18 protein-coding genes and 1 tRNA gene are annotated in these 20,250 nt (G+C 62.0%); 13 read left to right on the plus strand and 6 right to left on the minus strand.

Annotated features, from left to right (window positions below; all coding sequences use genetic code 11):
• Positions 1 to 33: 33 nt before the first annotated feature.
• The 12 genes from C7440_RS02085 (at position 34) to C7440_RS02140 (ending at position 14,122) form a co-directional block, all read left to right on the plus strand.
• Positions 34 to 1,512 carry a carboxylesterase/lipase family protein gene (locus tag C7440_RS02085; protein ID WP_116517293.1) on the plus strand — a complete coding sequence of 493 codons (1,479 nt, stop codon included), beginning with the start codon at positions 34 to 36 and terminating at the stop codon, positions 1,510 to 1,512.
• Positions 1,509 to 3,101, plus strand: coding sequence for an amidohydrolase family protein (locus C7440_RS02090; RefSeq protein ID WP_165832417.1), 1,593 nt, complete (start codon positions 1,509 to 1,511; stop codon positions 3,099 to 3,101). The genes C7440_RS02085 and C7440_RS02090 overlap by 4 nt, the downstream gene beginning before the upstream one ends.
• A gap of 94 nt (positions 3,102 to 3,195) precedes the next feature.
• Complete coding sequence (locus tag C7440_RS02095) at positions 3,196 to 4,419, plus strand: ABC transporter substrate-binding protein (RefSeq protein ID WP_165832418.1); 1,224 nt, start codon at positions 3,196 to 3,198, stop codon at positions 4,417 to 4,419.
• A gap of 21 nt (positions 4,420 to 4,440) precedes the next feature.
• Positions 4,441 to 5,295 carry a branched-chain amino acid ABC transporter permease gene (locus tag C7440_RS02100; RefSeq protein WP_017523600.1) on the plus strand — a complete coding sequence of 285 codons (855 nt, stop codon included), beginning with the start codon at positions 4,441 to 4,443 and terminating at the stop codon, positions 5,293 to 5,295.
• Positions 5,288 to 6,253, plus strand: a complete 966-nt coding sequence (locus C7440_RS02105) for a branched-chain amino acid ABC transporter permease (RefSeq protein WP_165832419.1) — start codon at positions 5,288 to 5,290, stop codon at positions 6,251 to 6,253. Before C7440_RS02100 ends, C7440_RS02105 begins: the two co-directional genes overlap by 8 nt.
• A complete protein-coding gene (locus C7440_RS02110) occupies positions 6,250 to 6,999 on the plus strand; it encodes an ABC transporter ATP-binding protein (protein WP_017523602.1) in 750 nt (249 codons plus the stop codon). Before C7440_RS02105 ends, C7440_RS02110 begins: the two co-directional genes overlap by 4 nt.
• Positions 6,996 to 7,724, plus strand: coding sequence for an ABC transporter ATP-binding protein (locus C7440_RS02115; protein ID WP_116517296.1), 729 nt, complete (start codon positions 6,996 to 6,998; stop codon positions 7,722 to 7,724). The genes C7440_RS02110 and C7440_RS02115 overlap by 4 nt, the downstream gene beginning before the upstream one ends.
• Positions 7,725 to 7,730: 6 nt before the next feature.
• Positions 7,731 to 8,633 carry an MBL fold metallo-hydrolase gene (locus C7440_RS02120; RefSeq protein WP_116517297.1) on the plus strand — a complete coding sequence of 301 codons (903 nt, stop codon included), beginning with the start codon at positions 7,731 to 7,733 and terminating at the stop codon, positions 8,631 to 8,633.
• A gap of 154 nt (positions 8,634 to 8,787) precedes the next feature.
• A complete protein-coding gene (locus C7440_RS02125; protein WP_116517298.1) occupies positions 8,788 to 9,291 on the plus strand; it encodes an RNA polymerase sigma factor in 504 nt (167 codons plus the stop codon).
• Positions 9,292 to 9,378: 87 nt separating this feature from the next.
• Positions 9,379 to 10,371, plus strand: coding sequence for a FecR family protein (locus C7440_RS02130; protein ID WP_116517299.1), 993 nt, complete (start codon positions 9,379 to 9,381; stop codon positions 10,369 to 10,371).
• A gap of 184 nt (positions 10,372 to 10,555) precedes the next feature.
• Positions 10,556 to 12,961, plus strand: coding sequence for a TonB-dependent receptor (locus C7440_RS02135; protein ID WP_243410808.1), 2,406 nt, complete (start codon positions 10,556 to 10,558; stop codon positions 12,959 to 12,961).
• Positions 12,962 to 12,964: 3 nt separating this feature from the next.
• Positions 12,965 to 14,122, plus strand: a complete 1,158-nt coding sequence (locus tag C7440_RS02140) for a PepSY-associated TM helix domain-containing protein (RefSeq protein ID WP_207775368.1) — start codon at positions 12,965 to 12,967, stop codon at positions 14,120 to 14,122.
• Here the strand turns inward: C7440_RS02140 and C7440_RS02145 are convergent.
• The 5 genes from C7440_RS02145 to vapB all read right to left on the minus strand — a co-directional run bounded on the left by C7440_RS02145 (position 14,119) and on the right by vapB (position 18,130).
• Positions 14,119 to 14,595 carry a YkgJ family cysteine cluster protein gene (locus C7440_RS02145; protein ID WP_116517301.1) on the minus strand — a complete coding sequence of 159 codons (477 nt, stop codon included), beginning with the start codon at positions 14,593 to 14,595 and terminating at the stop codon, positions 14,119 to 14,121. The two genes, C7440_RS02140 and C7440_RS02145, sit on opposite strands and share 4 nt — an antisense overlap.
• A gap of 134 nt (positions 14,596 to 14,729) precedes the next feature.
• On the minus strand, positions 14,730 to 15,968 hold the full coding sequence (locus C7440_RS02150) for an MFS transporter (protein WP_116517302.1): 1,239 nt from the start codon (positions 15,966 to 15,968) through the stop codon (positions 14,730 to 14,732).
• Positions 15,969 to 16,116: 148 nt separating this feature from the next.
• A complete protein-coding gene (locus C7440_RS02155) occupies positions 16,117 to 17,253 on the minus strand; it encodes a cupin domain-containing protein (protein ID WP_116517303.1) in 1,137 nt (378 codons plus the stop codon).
• Between the two features lie 239 nt (positions 17,254 to 17,492).
• Entirely contained in the window at positions 17,493 to 17,897 is a 405-nt protein-coding gene (vapC, locus tag C7440_RS02160; protein ID WP_116517304.1) for a type II toxin-antitoxin system tRNA(fMet)-specific endonuclease VapC, read from the minus strand.
• On the minus strand, positions 17,897 to 18,130 hold the full coding sequence (vapB, locus tag C7440_RS02165; protein ID WP_116517305.1) for a type II toxin-antitoxin system VapB family antitoxin: 234 nt from the start codon (positions 18,128 to 18,130) through the stop codon (positions 17,897 to 17,899). The genes vapC and vapB overlap by 1 nt, the downstream gene beginning before the upstream one ends.
• Before the next feature lie 245 nt (positions 18,131 to 18,375).
• Between vapB and C7440_RS02170 the strand changes: the two genes are divergently transcribed.
• Positions 18,376 to 19,959, plus strand: coding sequence for a sensor domain-containing diguanylate cyclase (locus C7440_RS02170; protein WP_116517306.1), 1,584 nt, complete (start codon positions 18,376 to 18,378; stop codon positions 19,957 to 19,959).
• 178 nt (positions 19,960 to 20,137) lie between these two features.
• On the opposite strand, the gene C7440_RS02175 is transcribed toward C7440_RS02170, so the two are convergent.
• A tRNA-Phe gene (locus tag C7440_RS02175) sits at positions 20,138 to 20,213 on the minus strand.
• Between the last annotated feature and the right edge of the window lie 37 nt (positions 20,214 to 20,250).

Genomic DNA, 20,250 nt, shown 5'->3' on the forward strand with positions numbered 1-20,250 from the left:
CATTAAGCTGCTTTTGACCAAGGAGGCCAGAAAATGGATGTGCAAGTTCAGCTTTCGTGCGGGCGCCTGCAGGGCGTCCGGCAAGAGGGGGTGTATCAGTTTTCCGGTGTGCCCTACGCCGAAGATCCCGTCGGAGCCCTGAGGTTCAGGCCTCCTGTTCCCAAGGCGCCCTGGAATGGAATCCTGGACGCCACCCGGCCGTCGGTCGTAGCCCCCCAGGCTGCGTCCCGCCTGGCCGCCGTCATGGGCGAGTTCACAGGCACGCAGGACGAAGCCTGCCTGCAACTGACGATCAGCACACCGGGACTGGACGACAAGAAGCGTCCCGTGCTTGTGTGGCTGCACGGCGGAGGATTCTCCAGCGGTTCGGGGGGCATCGATTGGTACGATGGCCGCGAGCTGGCCAGGCTTGGCGACCTGGTGGTGGTGGGCGTCAACTACCGCCTGGGCGCCCTGGGCTTTCTGGTGGCAGAGGGCGTAAGCGAGGGCAACCTGGGCCTTCTGGACCAGGCCCTGGCGCTGGAATACATTCGCAAGAATGTTGCGTCGTTTGGCGGAGACCCCGGCAACCTGACACTCATGGGCCAGTCGGCCGGCGGCAATTCGATTGCCGCCCTGTTTGCCGGCAAGCACGATGTGTCGGGAGTGCGGCGCGTCATACTGCAAAGCCCCGCCCTGGGCATGGCGCCTCAAACTGCGCGGGCCGCCCGGGCTTCGGGGCACGAATTCCTGAAGGCTCTGGGGCTGTCGCCCGATGCGGCTGACTTGCGTTCCCAGCTGCAGAAGCTGCCGGTTGCCCAGATACTTGCGGCCCAGTCCGAAGTTGCCCGTGGCGGAGCCCGCTACGGGGACACCACTCCGCCCTTCCAACTTTCCCAGGGCGAAGAGGGTGCGACGCAGCAGGATTTTCATCTGAGCGCCGCCGAGGCATTGCAGGGGGTCGATGTGCTGATCGGCATTACCGCCGACGAGGCCCATGCCTTCCTGATGCAGGCGCCCCGCACGCAGATCGTCAGCGCCGAAGAGGTGGCGCATTGCGTGCGCGACATCTACGGTGCGTCGGCGGTGGATTGCCTGTTGCAGATCGAGGCCAGGCATCCCCACGAATATGCAGGCCTGCATTTCAGCCGCCTGATCACCCACGCGGTGTTCGCGCATCCCACCCGCCAGTTTGCGCAGCGCGCCCATCAGTGCGGCAGCAGAACCTATTTCTATATTTTCGACTGGCAGCCCGAGGCTTCGCCCTTCAAAAGCTGTCATTGCCTGGAGCTTCCGTTTGTCTTCGGGCCCTCGGACGCATGGGCGCACGCGCCGATGCTGGGCGGAGGGGACGGCGAGCTGCTTGCCGACATTGCGCGCAAGGTGCAGTCGGCATGGCTTTCCTTCGTGCATGCCGGCGACCCCAGTACCGACTCGCTGCCGCCGTGGCAATGTTTTACCGAGCAAACGCCTTTGGTGATGCACCTGAGCGACTCGCCCCATATGCGGACAGAGGAGCTTTGCCTGCCATGACCACCGCGCCTGTCCCTGCAGCCATTCCGGCCGGGCGGCCGAAGAAGGCCGTCCTCATCAAGAACGCTACGCTCGTCGACCCCTGCGAAGAGACGATGGCGGATTCGGTCCAGGACATACTGATTCTGGATGACGCAATCGCCGCCGTGCAGCCGGGGCTTGATCGGCTGGCGCAAGAGCACCATGCCCAGGTCATCGACGGCGGCCGCTGGCTGGCGCTGCCCGGCCTGGTCAATGCCCATTACCATTCCCACGACGTGCTGCTGAAGGGGCGGTTTGACGTCATGTCGCTCGAGAAATGGGCGTTCCGGGCATTGCCCCGCTTCTTTCCGCCGCGCTCCGACCAGGAGCTGCGCTTGCGGACATTGGTCGGCGCGGCAGAGTGCCTGCGCAGCGGCATCACCACCGTGCAGGACATGCTGAGCCTGTGGCCGCTGACCGCGCATCAGGCCCAGGTCGTTCGCCAGGCCTATCTGGATTCCGGCTTGCGCGTGGTGCTGGGAATTCAAATGGCGGATGTCGGGCCGCTGGATACCATTCCGTTCTTTGCGCAAGGACTGGACGACTCGACGCGCGAGCTGGCAAAGGGCCCCGCGGCGCCGGCGGATATGCCCGACCCGATGGCTGAACTGCAAAGCATTCTGCGCGACAGCCCCGCGGGGCAGGGCGACCTGCTTACCTGGGCCGTATGTCCATCGAGCCCCGAGCGCTGCAGCCGCGAGCTCTTGACGACAATGCGCGATATCGCCCTGAAGCACGGCCTGAGGCTTTTTTCCCATATCGCCATTTCCCGCCTGGAGGCGGTGGCTGCGCAGCAGATCTTCGCCCAATGGGGCGGCTCGCCGGTGCGCTACCTGCAATCCATGGAAGTGCTGGGCCCGCATCTTACGCTGGCCCACGGCGTGTGGCTCAACGCCGATGACCGCCGCATTCTGGCCGAGACCGGCACCCGCATGGTGCTGAACCCCATGAGCAACCTGAAGACCAGAAACGGCATAGCGCAGTTTCAGGGCTATCGGCAGGACGGCATCCACTTCGGCCTGGGCTGCGACAACTGTTCCTGCTCGGATGCGCAGAATATGTTTCAGGCGATGAAGTTCGCCACACTGCTCTCGGGCGTGAACAGCCGCGTGGACAATGGACTGACGGCCCGCGAAGCGATCCATGCCGCCACGATGGGGGGCGCCCGCGCGCTGGGCATGGAAGACCGCATCGGCCGGATATGGCCCGGCTACCGCGCCGACATCACCTTCATCGATAAAGACGACCTCGTCTATAAGCCGCTGAACAATCTCAAGCGCCAGCTGGTGTATGGCGAAGGCGGGCGCGGCGTGGACAGTGTCATGGTCGCCGGCCGCTTCCTGGTGCGCGAAGGCCGGCTGCAGGGCATCGACCAGGCCGTGCTCGAGGCCGAGCTGCTGTCGCTGATGCCGGTGCTGCAGCGCGACGCCGACGCCGCCGAGGCCCGGGCTCGCGCGCTGGACGACGTCATTGCCCAGGTGGAGCAGCGATGCATGGGCATGCCTGTCGGCATGCAGCGCATGGCTTGTGACGCCGCTGAGCCTGATGCGTGCAGGATCAACCGATAGTGCACTACGCGACAAGGGGGGGCTGACGTACGTCTATATACTCAAGTCATTATTAATAAAAGAATTTCGACTATTCCACCATCGGAGAGACATCATGGAACTCAAGTTCAAGGCTTTATGCGCCGCCGTGACACTATCCCTGTTTGGCGCCTCGGGCGCCGCCGCGGAAACCATCAAGGTCGGTGTGCTGTCGCCCAATACCGGGCCCTACGCGGTCATTGGCGAAGACGTCAAGAACGGCTTTCAGCTGTATTTCGACAGTGTCGGCAACAAGGCGGGCGGCGATGACATCAAATTGATATTTGAAGATTCGCAGGCCAAGCCCGACGTCGGCCTGACCAAGGCACAGAAGCTCGTCGAAAGCGACAAGGTCGCCTTTGTGGGCGGCATCGTGTCTTCGAGCGTGGCCTATGCCGTGCGTGACTATCTGGTCGAAAAGAAGGTGCCCCTGCTTGTTTCGGTCTCGAGTGCCGACGGCCTTACCCAGAACCTGGCGGCGCCGAACATCTTCCGCACCAACAGCTCGGGCAGCCAGACCAGCCACCCGATGGGCCAATGGCTGCTCGACCAGGGCTACAAGCGGGTCATCATCGTTGCACCCGGCTATTCGATGGGTTTTGAACAAACCGGCGGCATCGCCCGCGTCTTTACCGAGGGCGGCGGCAAGGTGGTGCAGGCCTTGTACCCGCCTTTGGGTACGACCGACTATGCGCCTTACTTGACGCAGCTCAAAGTGGACGATGCCGATGCCGTCATCGCAGTGTTTGCGGGTTCCGAGGCCATACAGTTCGTGAAGCAGTTCGAAGAGTATGGCCTGAAGGGCGAGATACCGCTTGTCGGCACCAGCCTGCTGACCGACGATCTGATTCTTGAAAAAGAGGGCGACGCCGCGCTTGGCGTCATTACCTCGTCTCATTATTCAAGCCAGGTCGATACGCCCGAGAACAAGGAGTTCGTCGCGGCCTACAAAGAGCGCTACAAGAGGCCTCCCACCTTGTACGCCGAGGCGTCTTATGTGGCGGCAAGAGTCATACACGACGCGCTGGACAAGCAGGGTGGCGACATCGGCAACCAAGAGGCCCTGCTCAAGGCCATATCCGACGTGTCCTTCAAGGCGCCCCGCGGCAATTTCAAGTTCGACGACTACAACAGCCCCATTCACGACATCTACATCCTGAAGGTCGAGCGCACCGAAGACGGCCTGGTCAACAAGCCCTTCCACCGCTATGAAAACATCTCGCAGTTCTATACCTGGACTCCCGAGGAATTCATGAAGCTCCCGCCGTATCGGGACATCGCCGACACTTGGGTCAAGTAACTCAATAAGCTGAAGACCGGTATGGCTTTCTACGCAATCCAGTTTCTCAACGGCCTCTCGCTGGCGATGCTTTTGTTTTTGATTTCGTCGGGCCTGTCGGTGATATTCGGCATGATGAGGATAGTGAATCTGGCTCACGGCTCGTTCTACTTGCTCGGCGGCTATATCGGCCTGACAGTGCTTTCGTGGCTGGGCAATTTCTGGCTGGCCATCCTGGCGGCAGCGATCGTGGTGGGCTTGTTCGGCATCGTGCTGCAGCGCACATTGCTTCGGCGCGTGTCGGACAACGAGCTGGGCCAGGTGTTGATGACTTTCGGCATTTTGCTGATAGTGGCCGACCTGGCCTTGTGGGTCTGGGGTGGCCTGCCCCAGACCCTGTCCAAGCCGAGCTGGCTCAACGGTTCCTTCCGCTATGCCGGTCTGGTGTTTCCGAAATATCGCGTCGCCATGATTCTTCTTGGGCTTGTCGTCGCGGTCCTGATCTGGCTCGTCATCGAGCGCACGCGAATCGGCGCCATCATTCGCGCCGGCGTCGACGACAGCGAGATGGTCCGGGGCATCGGCATCGACATCCGCAAGGCGTTCCTTCTGGTCTTTGGCGCCGGCGCGGCGCTGGCCGGGGTGGCCGGCGTGCTGGGGGGAGCCATGCTGGGCGTGTATCCGGGGGTCGATTTCGACGTGTTGCTGCAGGCCTTTGCCGTGGTGGTCGTGGGAGGCCTGGGCAGCCTGCGCGGGGCCTTCGTGGGCAGCCTGCTCATCGGCTTCAGCGACACGCTGGGCAAAGTGTGGTTCACCGACTTCGCCCTGTTCACCATATTCGTGCCCATGGTCATCATGCTTGTCATCCGTCCTGAAGGGTTGTTCGGCCGTGAGTAAAAACGCTTATACCCAACGGGCCTTGCTGGCCCCCGCGGCCACAGTCCTTCTGTTCGCGATCATCGCCGTGGTGGGCTGGCTATCGCCCTCGTACACCACCGGCCTGCTCATCGACTGCCTCATCTTTTCCATCTTTGCCCTGGGCCTGAACCTGCTGTTGGGCTACACGGGCCTGCCTTCGCTGGGGCATGCCGCATATTTCGGCGTGGGGGCCTACACCGCGGGGCTGATGATACTGCACGTCACGCCCAGCTTCTGGTGGTGCGCCCTGGCGGCCATCGGCGTCAGCCTTGCGTTCGGCGCTTTGTACGGCTTGCTGTCGCTACGCACGTCGGGTGTGTTTTTCCTGATCATCACGCTGGCATTGGGGCAGATCACCTGGGCCATTGCGTTTTCCTGGAGAAGCCTTACGGGCGGCGACGACGGCCTGCGGGGCATCGGCCGCCCGGACCTGGGGCTGGGCCTGTCGCTGCAGAGCAATAACGATTACTTTCTTTTTGCCCTGCTGGCCCTGGCACTTACCCTGTTCGTGGTGCGCCTGATCGTGCGCTCGCCGTTTGGCGCCGCGCTGCGCGGCGACAGCCAGAATCCCGAGCGGCTGGCGGCGCTGGGCTACAACGTGTGGCTGTGCCGATTCCTCAGCTTTGTCATCTCGGCCGGCATCTCGGGCTTTGCCGGAGTGATCTTCGTCTTCTACAAGGGCTTCGTAAGCCCCGAGGCCGTCGGCATCGTCATATCGGCCGAAGTCATGCTGATGGTCATCATTGGCGGGGCGGGCACCTTGCTCGGCCCCATCCTGGGGGCTTTCCTGGTCGTGTATCTGGGGCACTCGGTAAGCAGCCACACCGATCGCTGGATGACCATATTGGGCATTCTGTATGTCGCGGTCGTGCTGTTCGCCCCGCACGGCATCGTCCGCGCCATCGGCAACAAACTGGCTATCAGAAAATCATCATGAGCTCGCACGCCATCCAGGTCGAAAACATTGTCAAGCAGTTCGGCGGCTTGCGGGCGGTGGACGACGTTTCCCTGAGCGTCCCCGTCGGCGAGCGCCATGTATTGCTGGGCCCCAACGGCGCCGGCAAGACCACGCTGTTCAGCATGATAGGGGGGCAGCAGAAGCCTACCTCGGGGCGCGTCACGCTGCTGGGCCGGGATGCCACCCGGCTCAATGCGCACCAGCGTACGCATCTGGGGCTGGGGCGCACTTTCCAGATCACGTCGCTGTTCCAGGACATCACGGTCGAAGAGAACCTGCAGCTTGCGGTCATGGCCTTGTCGCGCTCACGCTTCAATATGCTTCGATCGGTGGAATCGTTCGCCGGCATGATGGATCGCGTCAACGAGCTGCTGGAAACCTGGCGCTTCGGCGCCGACCGCCGACTGCCGGTCAAAGAGCTTTCGTATGGCGACCAGCGCAAGCTCGAGCTGGCCATGGCGGTGGCCAACCAGCCCAAGATCCTGCTGCTCGACGAGCCCACCTCGGGGCTTTCCGCCGCCGAGACCGCAACCGTGGTCGAACTGATCAGGGGGCTGCCGCGCAGCGTTACCGTGCTTCTGGTAGAGCACGACATGGACGTTGCGTTCGAGGTGGCCGACCGCTTCACAATCTTGCACAACGGGAAACTCATCATGTCCGGAACCGAGTCCGAAGTACGCGGCAGCCGGCACATCCAGGAAATCTACTTTGGTGACAGCGCATGAACACCTGGCCTGATGCGTTTTTCAGCGTTGCCGACCTGCACACCTATTATGGCGACAGCTATGTTCTGCAGGGCATCGACCTGCAAGTGCGGCCCGGCGAAGTGCTGGCGGTGCTGGGCAGGAACGGCGTGGGCAAGACCACGCTGGCCAAAAGCATCATGGGCTTCGTCGGCCATCGGCAGGGCGCGATCCATTTGCAGGGGGCCGACATCTCGCGTCACACACCCGAAGCGCGCAGCCGCGCGGGCATTGCCCTGGTTCCCCAGGGAAGGCGCACTTTCAAATCGCTCAGCGTGGCCGAAACGCTGGATCTGGCGGCGCACCTGAAACGTTTCGACCGCGACGGCCTTGCATGGTCGCCGGAAGAAGTCTACGCTGCCTTTCCACGCCTGGCAGAGCGGCGCAACAATCGGGCCGGCAAACTGTCGGGCGGCGAGCAGCAAATGCTGGCGGTTGGGCGGGCGCTGGTCGGCAACCCCAAGCTGCTGGTTCTCGACGAGCCCACCGAAGGGCTCTCGCCCTTGCTGGTTCAAGAACTGCATGCCGTGCTGGGCAAGGTCAAGGCCCGCCGTTCAACGCTTATCCTGATCGAACAGCGGCTAAAATTTGCCCTGGCCCTGGCCGATCGCGTCATCATCCTCAGCAAGGGAAAAGTGGTGTTCGAATCCACCCCCCAAGCGCTTGACGCCGACCCGGACACCAAGCAGCGTTATCTTGGCATATAGGACCTCATGAGCAACCCCATCCGCAAATTCCAGATCGGCGCCGTCCAGGTCGATCTCGTCGTCGAGTCCAGCGGCCCCTTGCTGCATCCGGCCGAGATCTTTCCCGATTCCGATCCGCACACCATTGCCCGGCAGGGCGACTGGCTGTCGTCCAGGCTTTACGATCCGGCCAGCGACCGCCTGGTGATATGCATGCAAAGCTTCCTGCTGCGCAGCGCCGGAAAAATCATCCTGGTGGACACCTGCGTGGGCGACTGCAAGCAAAGGGTCAGGCCCGAGTTCGACGAAGCCCGCTGGAACTGGCTCGATCGCCTTGCGCAGGCGGGTGTTGCACCCGAACAGGTGGACATCGTACTGTCGACCCACCTGCACGTGGATCATATCGGCTGGAATACGCATTGGGCCGACGGGCGCTGGGTGCCCACCTTTCTCAATGCCAGATATCTTTTCGTCGATAAAGAATACGAGTACTGGAGCAACGAAGCGGGCCGCAGCGCGCTGCAGCGCACGGGCGACTATGTCGAAGACAGCGTGCGCCCGATCTTCGAGGCCGGGCTGGCCGAGGTCGTGGGTGTCGGCCACCAGATCGACGGCTCCTTGCGCCTGCTGCATGCGCCGGGACATACCCCCGGCCATGTCTGCATAGAGATCAGCAGCGAAGGCCAGAACGCCATCATCACCGGCGACCTGATGCACCATCCCCTGCAATGCCGTTTCCCCGGCTGGAGCACCCGGTTCTGCTTTGATGCCGGCCAGTCGCGCAAGACCCGGCTCGCCTTCATGGCTGAACATGCGGGGCGGGGCACACTGCTGTTCCCCGCGCATTTCCCCGACCCCACCGCGGGCTATCTCAGGGCGGTCGACGACAAAGACGAGCCGCATTATCGGTACGAGTTCGTCCAGGACTGAAGGCCGCCCGCCAACGCGGCGGGGCGCACGCCTGTGCACCTGAACAGGACGTTAGCACGCCTGCCGAGGCGGGTTTCGCCGCGAGCCTATATCTAAATGAGAATTGTTGTTAATATTCGGGGCTCGATATGTATGCTCGCCGAATTCATCCGTCATGTCTCGTCCGATTGCACCCAAGAAAGGCTGGCTCGCTCACTACAGCGAGCTGTTGGGCCTGTGGGCAAAGCGTTCCAGCACGCCGCAGGATGCCGAAGATGCTGTCCAGGACGCCGCATTGAGCATGCTGGAAGCAAGCAGTTTTGCGCTGCGCGATCATGGGCATTATTTCCGGCGGGTCGCGGTCAACAGGTCCATCAGTATCTACCGGGCTGAACGAGTTCGCGAAACGCAGGCGCTCGACCAGCTTCCAGAGGCATTGCACCCAACGGCTCCCAGTGCGCAAGAGCTATACGAGGCCGGAGAACTGGCCCGGATCATGCTTTCGGCATTGAACGGATTGCCGCAGGCATGCCAGACCGCGTTCAAACTGCGTCAGGCCGAAGGCTTGTCCAATGGGGAGATCGCCCAGCGAATGGGTGTTTCCCGCAATATGGTCGAGCGATATATGATGCGAACTCTGCGTCACCTGCAAGACGAGTTACAAAGAAATGCCCAGTAGCGATTCAGGAGCGCTGCGGTTTCAAGCGTCATATCTTATGAGAAAGTACGTTTTTCTTGCGCCCTCTTTCCAAGGGGGAGCCAAACGATGACCGACCGCATTGACCCTGCAACATTGACAGACAGCCGCGATCTCGCCGCCTATTGGTACGAGCGGATGCACTCTGACGACCTGACGGACGCAGAGCGCGCCGACTTCGGGCAATGGCTGCAGGCCGATGCCGAGAACGCCAGGCACTATCGGCAGGCGCAGCACGTCTGGGAAATGGCGTCTGCCTTGCCCGAACATGAAGTACGCAGCCTGGGCGCGACGAAGCCGGTGGCCAGGGAAAACCCCCGCCGCATGTTCCTGGGCTATGGCCTGGGCCTGGCCTGTAGCGCGGCGCTGGCCCTGGTTGTCGTCGATCCACTGGGCTGGCGAGAGTCTCCGCTTTACGAGGCCGAGTTCACCACCGCACACGGCGAGCGGCGTCAGGTCGCATTGCCCGATGGTTCCGTCTTGCTGATCAACACCGACACCGTGGCCGTGGTCCGGTTTTTTCAAGACCGGCGCCTTGTCCAGCTAGCGAAGGGCGAGGTGCTGTTCCAGGTGAGTGGCTCCGAAGACAAGCCATTTATCGTAGATGTGGACACCGGCACCGTGCGTGTTACCGGAACGCAATTCAACGTGCGTCGCGACGGCCAGTCGTTTGCCGTGGGGGTGCTGCAAGGTTCGGTAGAGGTCAAGACCGGTTCCTGGTGGCGCAGCCGAACCGCCCAGCTTGGGCCAGGCAACGCTGCGCATGCCGACTATGCCGGAGACCTGGCCGTGCGCATGGACGCGGACGTCGACAGCACGGTGGCGTGGCGTGAAGGCAAGGTGGTGTTTCGCGGCACCTCGCTAGCCGAGGCAGTGCAGGAGTTGAATCGCTACGGCGAACAGCGGTTGATCGTGCAAGATCCGCGCGTAGGTCTTTTGAAGATATCCGGTGTATTCGACATTGACGATTCCGGCTCTTTCATGACGGCCCTGCCTCAGATCGTGCCGGTCGTGCTGCGGCCTCGCGTCGATGGCGCAGCGATCGATATCCTGGCGCGGTAGCTTTTGTTGCACCGGTTCCTGTAGTCCGGAAGAAAGCCGCTCGCTGCCTGGTGGCGCGCATGCTTCTCTCTTTAAACAAAAAGTTACAAATTAACGATACGCATTCATTCAGGAGTGGTGGGGGGGCAGGCGTCTTTACTTATGAAGCCCCATCGCCGCAATCTTTTCAAGGATGAACCGAATCGTGAGTAACCGTACTAACCGGGCCATGGCCAAACGGCTGGCCCAGAGTGTTGCGTTGTGCCTGGAACTGGCCGCTTTGGGGGCGTTGCCCGCTTTCCTGCTGGCTGCCCCGCTGAAAGCGCATGCCCAGGACGCCGCTGTGCAGATCAATCTTCCCGCACAGCCGCTGGACGATTCTCTCATTCAGTTGGGGCGGCAGACGTCCCTGCAGTTTTTCTATACGCCTGAAACGGTGGCCGGCCTTCGCGCCCCCGGCGTGGCGGGGCGCATGACCGCGGAGCAGGCGCTGCAGCAGCTATTGGCCGGCACGCCCGTTGAATACCGCCGCTCCGGAAGAAACATCACGCTGTCGAGGCAGGTCAGCGCCACCCAGCTCGAAACGGTGACGGTCGTCGGTAGAGACGGGAGCTTGCCGCCCGTGTATGCCGGAGGGCAAGTGGCGACAGGGGGGCGGATAGGGCTTCTGGGCAACAGGGGATTCCTCGACACCCCGTTCAGCGCGACGCAGTACACCTCGCAATTGATCGAGGACCAGCAGGCGCAGAACATAGGCGACGTGCTGGTGAACGATCCGGCGGTGCGCAACACATACTCCCGCGGCGCGGGCCGCGATGAATTCAACATTCGTGGCTTTACGCTGTTCAACCATGACGTCTCGTTCAACGGTTTGTATGGTGTTGCGCCGCGCAATGCAAGCTCATTGATCGGGGTCGAGCGCGTAGAGGTCCTGCGCGGCCCCAATGCCCTGCTCAACGGCATGGCGCCGTACGGATCGATAGGCGGGTCGATCAACCTGGTGCCCAAGCGCGCCGGCGCCGAGCCGCTCAACCGCCTGACCCTCTCTTATATCGAAGACAGCCAGATCGGCGCCCATGCCGACGTGGCACGCCGCTTTGGCGACGAGCAGCAATTGGGTGTGCGCCTCAATGTGTTGCGCAGCGGCGGCGATATGAACATCGACGGCGCCGGCGAGGATATGGGCGTCGTTGCCTTGGGTGTCGATTACCGGTCAGGCCGGTTCCGCATCGACGGAGATCTGAACTATCAGAACCGGGTCACCGATGCGCGCAGCGGGCTGCTGTTCCCGCCCGCGGCGGGCGTGGAGATTGGCGACGCGCCGAATCCGCGCAACAATTTCTTCCCGTCGTGGACATACTGGAAGGCCAAAGAATGGTCTGGGGCGGTGCGGGCCGAGTATGACCTGGCCCCCGACTGGACAGTGTACGGCGCCCTGGGCGGGCGCAAGCACGATTTCGAAAGCATGCAGGCAAACTGGCTCATGCTTGACGACGCGGGCACGATAGGCGCAAGGCCCAATCGCCTGAGGGAGTCATTGCTTAGCAAAACGGCCGAGGCGGGGCTGCGGGGCAGGTTCCAGACCGGTGCGCTGGTGCACGAGCCCACGCTGTCGGTCAGCGCGCTGGATATCGACTATTCATCCAGGCGGGCCAACTCGGACATCATCCTTTCCAATCTGTATGAACCGGCCGACCTGGCCAAGCCCAGCATCACCCTGCCGGGAGGCCTGGGCAAGACCAGTGAAACGCGCTTGTACAGCGTGGCGCTTGCCGACACGATATCCATGGCCGATGGCCGGGTGCAGCTTACCGTGGGCTTGCGGCACCAGCGCGTGCGGGCCGACAACTTCAATCCCGACACGGGCGACCGGATTTCCGACTACGACAAATCCGCCCTGACGCCCACGGTGGCTCTGGTGGTGAAGCCGACAGAGCGGCTGACACTGTATGGCAATTACATCGAGGGGCTGACCCAGGGCGGCACTGCGCCAGTGGGCGCGGTCAATGCGGGCGAAACGTTTGCCCCGGCCGTCTCCAAGCAGTTCGAGCTGGGCGCCAAATATGATTTCGGCGCGTTTTCCACGACGTTCAGCGCCTTCCAGATCGAACAGCCCAGCGCATTCCTTGACCCGGGCACGCTGCGTTATGTTGAAAATGGCATGCAGCGCAACCGGGGCCTGGAGCTGCTGGCGCAAGGCGAACTGCTTCGTGGCGTGCGCTTGCTGGGCGGTGTGGCCTACACCGACGGGCGCCTGACGCATACCGCCGGAGGGGTGAACGACGGCAACCACGCGCCGGCCGTGCCGCGCCTGCAGTTCAATGCAGCGGCCGAATGGGACACGCCTTTCTTGGACGGCCTGACCCTGTCGCTGCGCATGCTGCGCACCAGCAGCCAGTATGTGGACGTGGCCAATACCCAGACCGTGCCGGGATGGACGCGTTTCGACGTGGGCGCGCGCTATGCATTCAGTGTCGACGGCACGCCGGTTGTGGTGCGGGCCACGATAGAGAACGCGCTGAACAAGCATTACTGGCTTTCAGCCGCCCGCGAAGGGCTGACGGTCGCCGCGCCGCGCACGTTTCTTCTGTCGGTGTCCGCAGAGTTCTAAGGCGTGTCGTCGTCGACCGCGCGCATCAAGGCCTGGTCCGCCATACACAAATGGACCAGCCTGATCTGCATCTTTTTCATATTGATTGTCTCCGTCTCGGGCCTGCCGTTGATCTTCAATGACGAGATCAAAGGCTGGCTGGACGATCATCCGCCTTATGCCGCCGTTGCACCCGATCGGCCGATGCCCGGTCTGGACAGTCTGGTGGATGCCGCGCGGCAACGGTATCCGGGGCACCGGATTACCGGTGTTTTCGTCAGCAGCAAGGAGCCTAAGGTCGTTATTGACATGGCGCCGCTGCGCGAGGGGGCGGCGGGAGAAGCGCCGGCCGGCCATTGGCTTGAATTCGACCAGAGGACCGGGGAGTTACGGCGCGAGTCGAGATCGGTGGCGCAGCCGGGTACCCAGTTCATGACATTGATGCTGCGCTTGCATATCGATCTCTTTGCGCGGCTTCCCGGCCAATTGTTTCTTGGCCTGATGGCACTGTTGTTCGTGGCCGCCGTGGTGTCCGGCACCGTTCTGTACGGCCCCTTCATGAGGAAGATTGAATTCGGCACCGTTCGAGCCGGCCGCTCCTCCCGGCTCCGATGGCTGGACCTGCATAATCTGCTCGGCATCGTCACGATTGCCTGGGCCCTGATGATCGGCGCGACGGGTGCGCTTCACGAACTTGCGGTTCCTCTTTTCCGTTCGTGGGTAAGCACTGACGTAAGGCCGGCGACCGCGCCGTGGAACGGGAAACCGGCTCCGGACCCCATGCATATGGCGTCTGTCCAGGGCGCCTATGATAGCGTGAAAGCGCTACTGCCGGGCAAGGTGGTGGAATCGTTGATGTTTCCCGATGGCAAATACGGGCTGCCGCACCACTACCTGCTCTGGGTGAAGGGCGACTCGCCCCTGACCTCGCACCTGTTTGACGGCGTGCTGGTCGATGTGCGCACCGGCCTGGTAAGCAGCGTCCTTGAAATGCCATGGTACATACGGGTTCTGCAGGTTTCGCGCCCCTTGCACTATGGAGACTTTGCGGGTTTGCCGCTCAAGATCATTTGGGCCATTTTCGACCTCATCACGATTTTCCTTCTTGCCAGCGGCTTGTACCTTTGGGTCTCGCGCCGCAAGGCCGCGCGTCTTCGGCCCCATCACATCAGCCGGGCTTAGGCCGCCACGTCGCCATGTCCCGGCGGCGCCTGGCCGGGGTCCCGGTCGTCGTCGTGCGCGATGTGCGGCAGCGCTGCCAAGCCAAATTTCGCCCGCACCTTCTGGCAGTCGGGATTTGGCGTGCCGTCTTCCTCCCATGCCGGAAAGTCCCGGCACGGAGAGGGGCGCTGTTCGTAAATGGCGCAGTGCGTTCCTTCTTGCCCTACCTCGCCGCGCAGCGCCACACAGCGTTGCCCGCCGTACTCCGTGCCCTTCATACAGGCCCGCAAGGGGCCGACCTGGCTTACCAGATCCGGCGGCACCGTTCCGCCATTTTCGCCTGCGATTTCCCCGCAATAGAACGAGACGCGGAAATGCGCGCAGCACGCACCGCAACTCAGGCAGGGGTTAGTGTGAATGTCGTCGTTGGCGGCCGTGTGGCCGCGCGACGCGGGAAATGCAACCTGCGCAAAGAACATGCGCTTTTTGCTCATGATGGTCGGGCTCGAAAAATCCGGATGCCGATTTTACCCGTTCATTGGTTTGCGCGCGGGGCTCCCAGGGGCGAAGTAGGCCACTGAAATGGCGGATCTCATGCAGAGGCCCTGTTGATGGCTACGCCTGCGTCTCAGGTTTTTCGGAGCAGCAGCGTGCGATTGCGGGTGCCGGGAAGAAGCGCCGTTGCCAGCCCGAGCAAGGGCAGGAAAGACGTCAGCCCGTAGACCCAGACGACGCCGTAATGGTCGGCCAGCAGCCCCAGGCCGGCGGCGCCGATGCCGCTGATACCGAACATCAGGCCGAACATCAGGCCTGAAACCAGGCCCACGCGGCCCGGCGCGGCTTCCTGGGCATAGACGACCAGGGCGGCGAACGCCGAGGACATGACCAGGCCGATCATGACGGCGAGCACGCCCGTCCAGAATAGATTGACATGCGGCAGCGCCAGGGCGAACGGCGCGACGCCAAGGAACGAAATCCAGATGACCGCCTTGCGGCCGATGCGGTCGCCCACGGGGCCGCCTGCAAAAGTGCCCAGGGCGACCGAGCCCAGGAAGAGGAACAGGAAAAGCTGGCTTTGCTGGATGGACAGGTCAAAGCGCTGGATCAGGTAGAAGGTAAAGTAGTTGGTGAAGGAGCCGATGTAGATGAATTTTGCGAACATCAATATGCAGATGACCACGATGGCGCGGATCAGGCGGGAACGGCTCAGGCCTTCCTGCTGATGGCGGGCCAGCCCTTTCAATTGGGCCTGCCCGTGCTTGAGCGTCCATCGGGTCAGGCGGAACAGGACGGCGACGGCGACCAATGCCGCCACCATGAACCAGGCGATGGCGGGTTGCCCGCGGGGAATGACGATGGCTGCCGCAAGCAGGGGCCCCAGGGCCGAACCGGTGTTGCCGCCTACCTGGAAGGTCGATTGCGCGGTGCCGAAGCGTCCGCCCGATGCCAGCCGGGCGACGCGCGAGGCTTCGGGGTGGAAAGTGGCCGAGCCCACGCCCACCACCCCCGCGCCCAGCAGCAGCATGGGGTAGCTGGGCGCGCCGGCCAACAGCGCAATGCCCGCCAGGGTCACCATCATCCCGCAAGGCAGCAGGTAGGGTTTGGGATGCTTGTCTGTGTACAGGCCTATCCAGGGCTGCAGCAATGACGCCGTTACCTGGTAGACCAGCGTGATCATGCCGATCTGGCCGAAGCTGAGCGCAAACTGCGACTTCAGCATGGGGAAGATCGCAGGCAGCATGGCCTGGATCATGTCATTGAGCAGATGCGCAAAGGCCGCTGCGCCAACGACGGCCGCTACAAACTGCCCTTTTGCTGAGCGTGGGCCCGAAGCGCGGGCCGCGCGGGATAAAGCTGCTGTCTTCATGGCGCTATTTTAGGCGGTGGCGAAATCTTGCGGCCGGCACCGCATGTACCGGTGCGGCGGTACTGCACTCATGAAAAATGCCCGTTCGTTTTCGCGAACGGGCATAGGGCAAACCGGCAGGGCACAAGGCGCCCTGCTTTGCGCGGGCTCAGGCCTGCTGGACGACTTCGCTGCGCTGCTGGTGCAGGGCCTCGAAGATGGGCGTGTCGCTGAAGCGGAACAGGTCGAGCGAGGCCTGGCCGGCATCGGCCTTGGCCTGGAAGCTGACCCACGACGGCACGACGAACATGTCGCCGCGGCGCACCTGCCACGAGCGTTCGCCCACCGTTACACAGCCCTCGCCGTCGAACACCTGGAACACCGACGAGCCGACCTCGCGCCGCGCCAGCGTGCTGGCGCCGCCGCGGACGCGGTGCATCTCGGTGCGGATGGTGGGCAGCACGTCGCGGCCGTTGGTTGGGTTGGTGTAGCGCACGGCCGCATGGCCCGGGCTGAGCGTGGCGGCATGGCCTTCGTCTTCCAGGGCCAGCTGCTCGGTGAGCGCGCGGTCGGTGTCCACCCAGCGGTAGGCCAGCAGGGGCGAAGAGGGCGTGGATTCCAACTGCGAGACCGGCCGCAGGCCCGGGTGGCCCCACAGCCGCTCCGAGCGTGAGAACTCCGGCGCGACGCGCTCGGCCTGGCTCAGTTCGTCGCGGCCGAACTCGAAGAACTGCGATTCGGTGTAGTAGGCGAAGGGAATGTCGAGCCCGTCGATCCAGGCCATGGGTTTGCTGGCGGCGTTGTGATGGGCGTGCCAGTTCCAGCCGCCCTGGGGCAGGAAGTCGCCGCGCGACATGCGGACCTCATCGCCGTTGACGACAGTCCACACGCCTTCGCCCTCGACGACGAAGCGGAAGGCGTGCTGGGTGTGGCGGTGCTCGGGGGCGTCTTCGCCGGGCATCAGGTACTGGATGGCGGCCCACAGCGTGGGCGTGGCATAGGGACGCCCGCCCAACGAGGGGTTGGCCAGGGCGATGGCGCGGCGCTCGCCGCCGCGGCCCACGGGCACGATGCGCCCGGCCTCGTCGGCCAGTTCAAGCAGCCGGTCCCAGCGCCACAGGTGGGGGCTGGCCTTGCTGTTCGGCGCAAGCGGCATCAGGCCGCCGATCTCGGTCCAAAGCGGCACCAGCAGCTCTTCTTCGAAGCCGCGGTAGAGTTTTTCCAGCGCGGGCGTGGGCTCGGGCTGGCCGGGCGCGGCCACGGCCGACAGGCGCACGGGAGAGGGAACGGTGTCTATCACGCTCATGATGACCTCTTGTAGTCGGGTTGGGGTGCGGCGAAGTGGATTCAAACCCTGCGCAGGGCAGATCCTGGCCGCAAAATACATTTAAAGCACATACCAATGCGCTTAGCTATATGAATGAAAGTATACAGGCAGGGAAGCGTCGGGAGTTTGACGAAGCTCAATCACGGCGAACAAGAATCACGATACCGGATCGCTTCGACATCTTTGAAGTCTCATACGTATATTCAGGTAAGAGGGTTTTAGACACTAATCCAATTCTCCACTTCGAGCGCTGGCACTCGCTCGAACTCTGACACATTGTTTGTAACCAGTACGAGGCCTTCACTGCGAGCGTGCCCGGCAATATGCAGGTCGTTCACCCCGATGTGTTGGCCCTGTTTTTCAAGGGCGGCGCGGATGGACCCGTAGTGCTGGGCCGCCTTGGCTCCATAGGGCAACACGTCCAGACGACTGCAAAAGTCCTCAATGACGGACAGATTCTCGCTGACGCGGCTACTTTTCTCAGCGCCGTGCAAAAGCTCGGCCAAGGTGATGGACGAGATCGCCATGCGGCTGGCGTTGGCATTGAAGTGGGCAAGCGCTTCGATAGGGCGACGTTTCAAGACATAGATGACGATGTTGGTATCAAGCAAGTAACGCAACATCAGAGCGACTCGCGTTCCGGCTGATCTTGGCTGGCGCGCTCGGGCATGAAATCGTCACTGACGGCAGGGCCGTCCCGAAAAAAGCTGTTCCAGGTTTCGCCAACTGGCGCGATGATGCGCTCATTCCCCCTTACTCGAATACTCACTTTATGCACGCCTTCGGGCAGACGCACGTCCAAGGGAAGCCGAACAGCCTGTGTGCGGTTATTGATAAAGACGGTGCCAACAGACATCTAACTGCTCCTTCAGAATGACTATGTATATAGTCTTAGTATATAGCAAGTTGTTTCCAATCAAGTCCATTGATGTTGTGCAGTATCCGCCCGACTGGTAGGCGGCGCTCCGGCCTGTTGCGGCTGGATTCCTGGCGGCTGGGCGCAATCGTAGAACGGGTGAAGAAGTGTTGACCGAACATTCGGAAGGCAAGCCCGGGCAATTGCTAGAATGGCGACCATTGCCGAACTGACTTCCCTTATCAATGGCCAACATCAATCCGACGGAGGCGTCCAAGTCGTTTTTCCGCATCGACCTACGATGTCTCATCCTGTGCTTGTGTCTGTTCTTCGTGTTTCTGGCCCTGGCCAACAGCCTTCATGCCGCATACAAGGTGCAGCATGGCCTGCTGCTCAGGCATAGCTTCGACACGAACCGCGCCTATGCCGAGAAGCTTGCGCACGCGACGAATTCCTTCTTTGAATCATCCGCCCAGGCACTGCAGGCCGCCGCGTTGGACATTACTGAAACTCGGCTCGATCCTGCCGCCATACAAAATGAGTTCGACCAGCTTGCCAGCATTACCGATGCCTTCGACGCAATCATTGCCGTCGACATATCGGGCAAGATCATCGCCGCCAAACCCAGAAGCGCTTTCTTGAACGCCTTTCTAGAGGCGCCGCAAGCGAGAGAGCTGCTCAACGCGAAAGAAGCCACGGCGATCAGCGGGGCTTTCAAAGGGCCGGGCGACCGCTGGATGAGTATCGTCGCGCATCCGGTTTTTTCATCCGATGGCGGCTATGCAGGGTTTGTAGGCGGCACGGTGCTCTTGCAAAGCGGCAGTGCATTGCAAAGCGCTCTGACCAAGTTGCACTATCAGGAGGGGGCCTACTTCTACATCGTGGATGCAGAGAGAAGGATCGTCTATCACCCGACACAAGGTCTCATCGGTTCCCGATCGGAAGACATGGAATCCGCGCCGGCAGTGCCGCCTGGCGGAAGGGGAACTCAATACATGAGCGGCGTCGAGTCCGATGGCCAGCTTATCAGCTACGCGCCGATACCGTTCGCGGACTGGGGCGTTGTCGCCCAGCGGCCGGTCAAGCTGGCCTTATCCAACATTGATGAACTGTTTTGGCGGACTTTTTATTATTCATTGCCCATATTCATCATCAGCTTGCTGGCCATCGGGTGGCTGTCGCGACTCATTGCGAATCCTTTGCGCCAGTTGGCCGATGTTGCGGCTAATTTGGACAATCGCGCCAACTTCTCGCGCATCCGCTTTATCAAAGGCTGGTACCTCGAAGCGGCCATGATTCGAGAAGGCCTGATGCAGAGTTTTTCGGCGATCGGCAACCGGATGCGCAAACTCCACCGTGAAGGAACGACGGATCCGCTGACCGGCGTCGTCAACCGCAGAGGGCTGGAAACGGCCATCGAGGAACTGATGGAGACGGCGCGGAATGTGGCCGTGGTGATGATAGACGTCGATCACTTCAAAGCGGTCAATGACAAATTTGGCCATGCCGTTGGCGATCAGGTTCTGAAGGCCATTACCGTCTTGATTATGGCTGAAGTACGGAGTGAAGACGTGGTAGCACGCATGGGCGGTGATGAATTCGTCGCCTTACTGCCTGACACGGGACTCGAGTCGGCAAGGCATTTTGCGGAACGACTGCGATCCACCATAGAGCAGACTCGCTTTGACATCATCGGAAATGTGACCATTTCTCTGGGCGTCGCTTGTTATCCTGCGCATGGAGACGACCTTCGCGGCGCGCTGGCTAGGGCAGACGCTGCGCTTTACCGGGCAAAGGCGGTCGGGCGCAACCGCGTGCATCTGGCGTGACGCTTTGAGCCCCTTTCCGACGTCTGGCTCACGGATGTGCTTCTGAATGGCGGGCCAATAGACTTATCGAAATGCAGCTTAGTTCCAGAGATGGGGTTCTGCAGAGTCGACTGTGCCGGATTTCCCGCAAAAGCAAAAGCCCTTGATTCGCAAGGAATCAAGGGCTTTCTATAAACTCTGGTGGCCTGGGGCGGAATCGAACCACCGACACGCGGATTTTCAATCCGCTGCTCTACCGACTGAGCTACCAGGCCAAGAAAGGCGAAATGATACACGAATTTTTGTTAGCCC

The organism is Pusillimonas noertemannii (assembly GCF_003096595.1).
Lineage (GTDB): Bacteria > Pseudomonadota > Gammaproteobacteria > Burkholderiales > Burkholderiaceae_B > Pusillimonas > Pusillimonas noertemannii.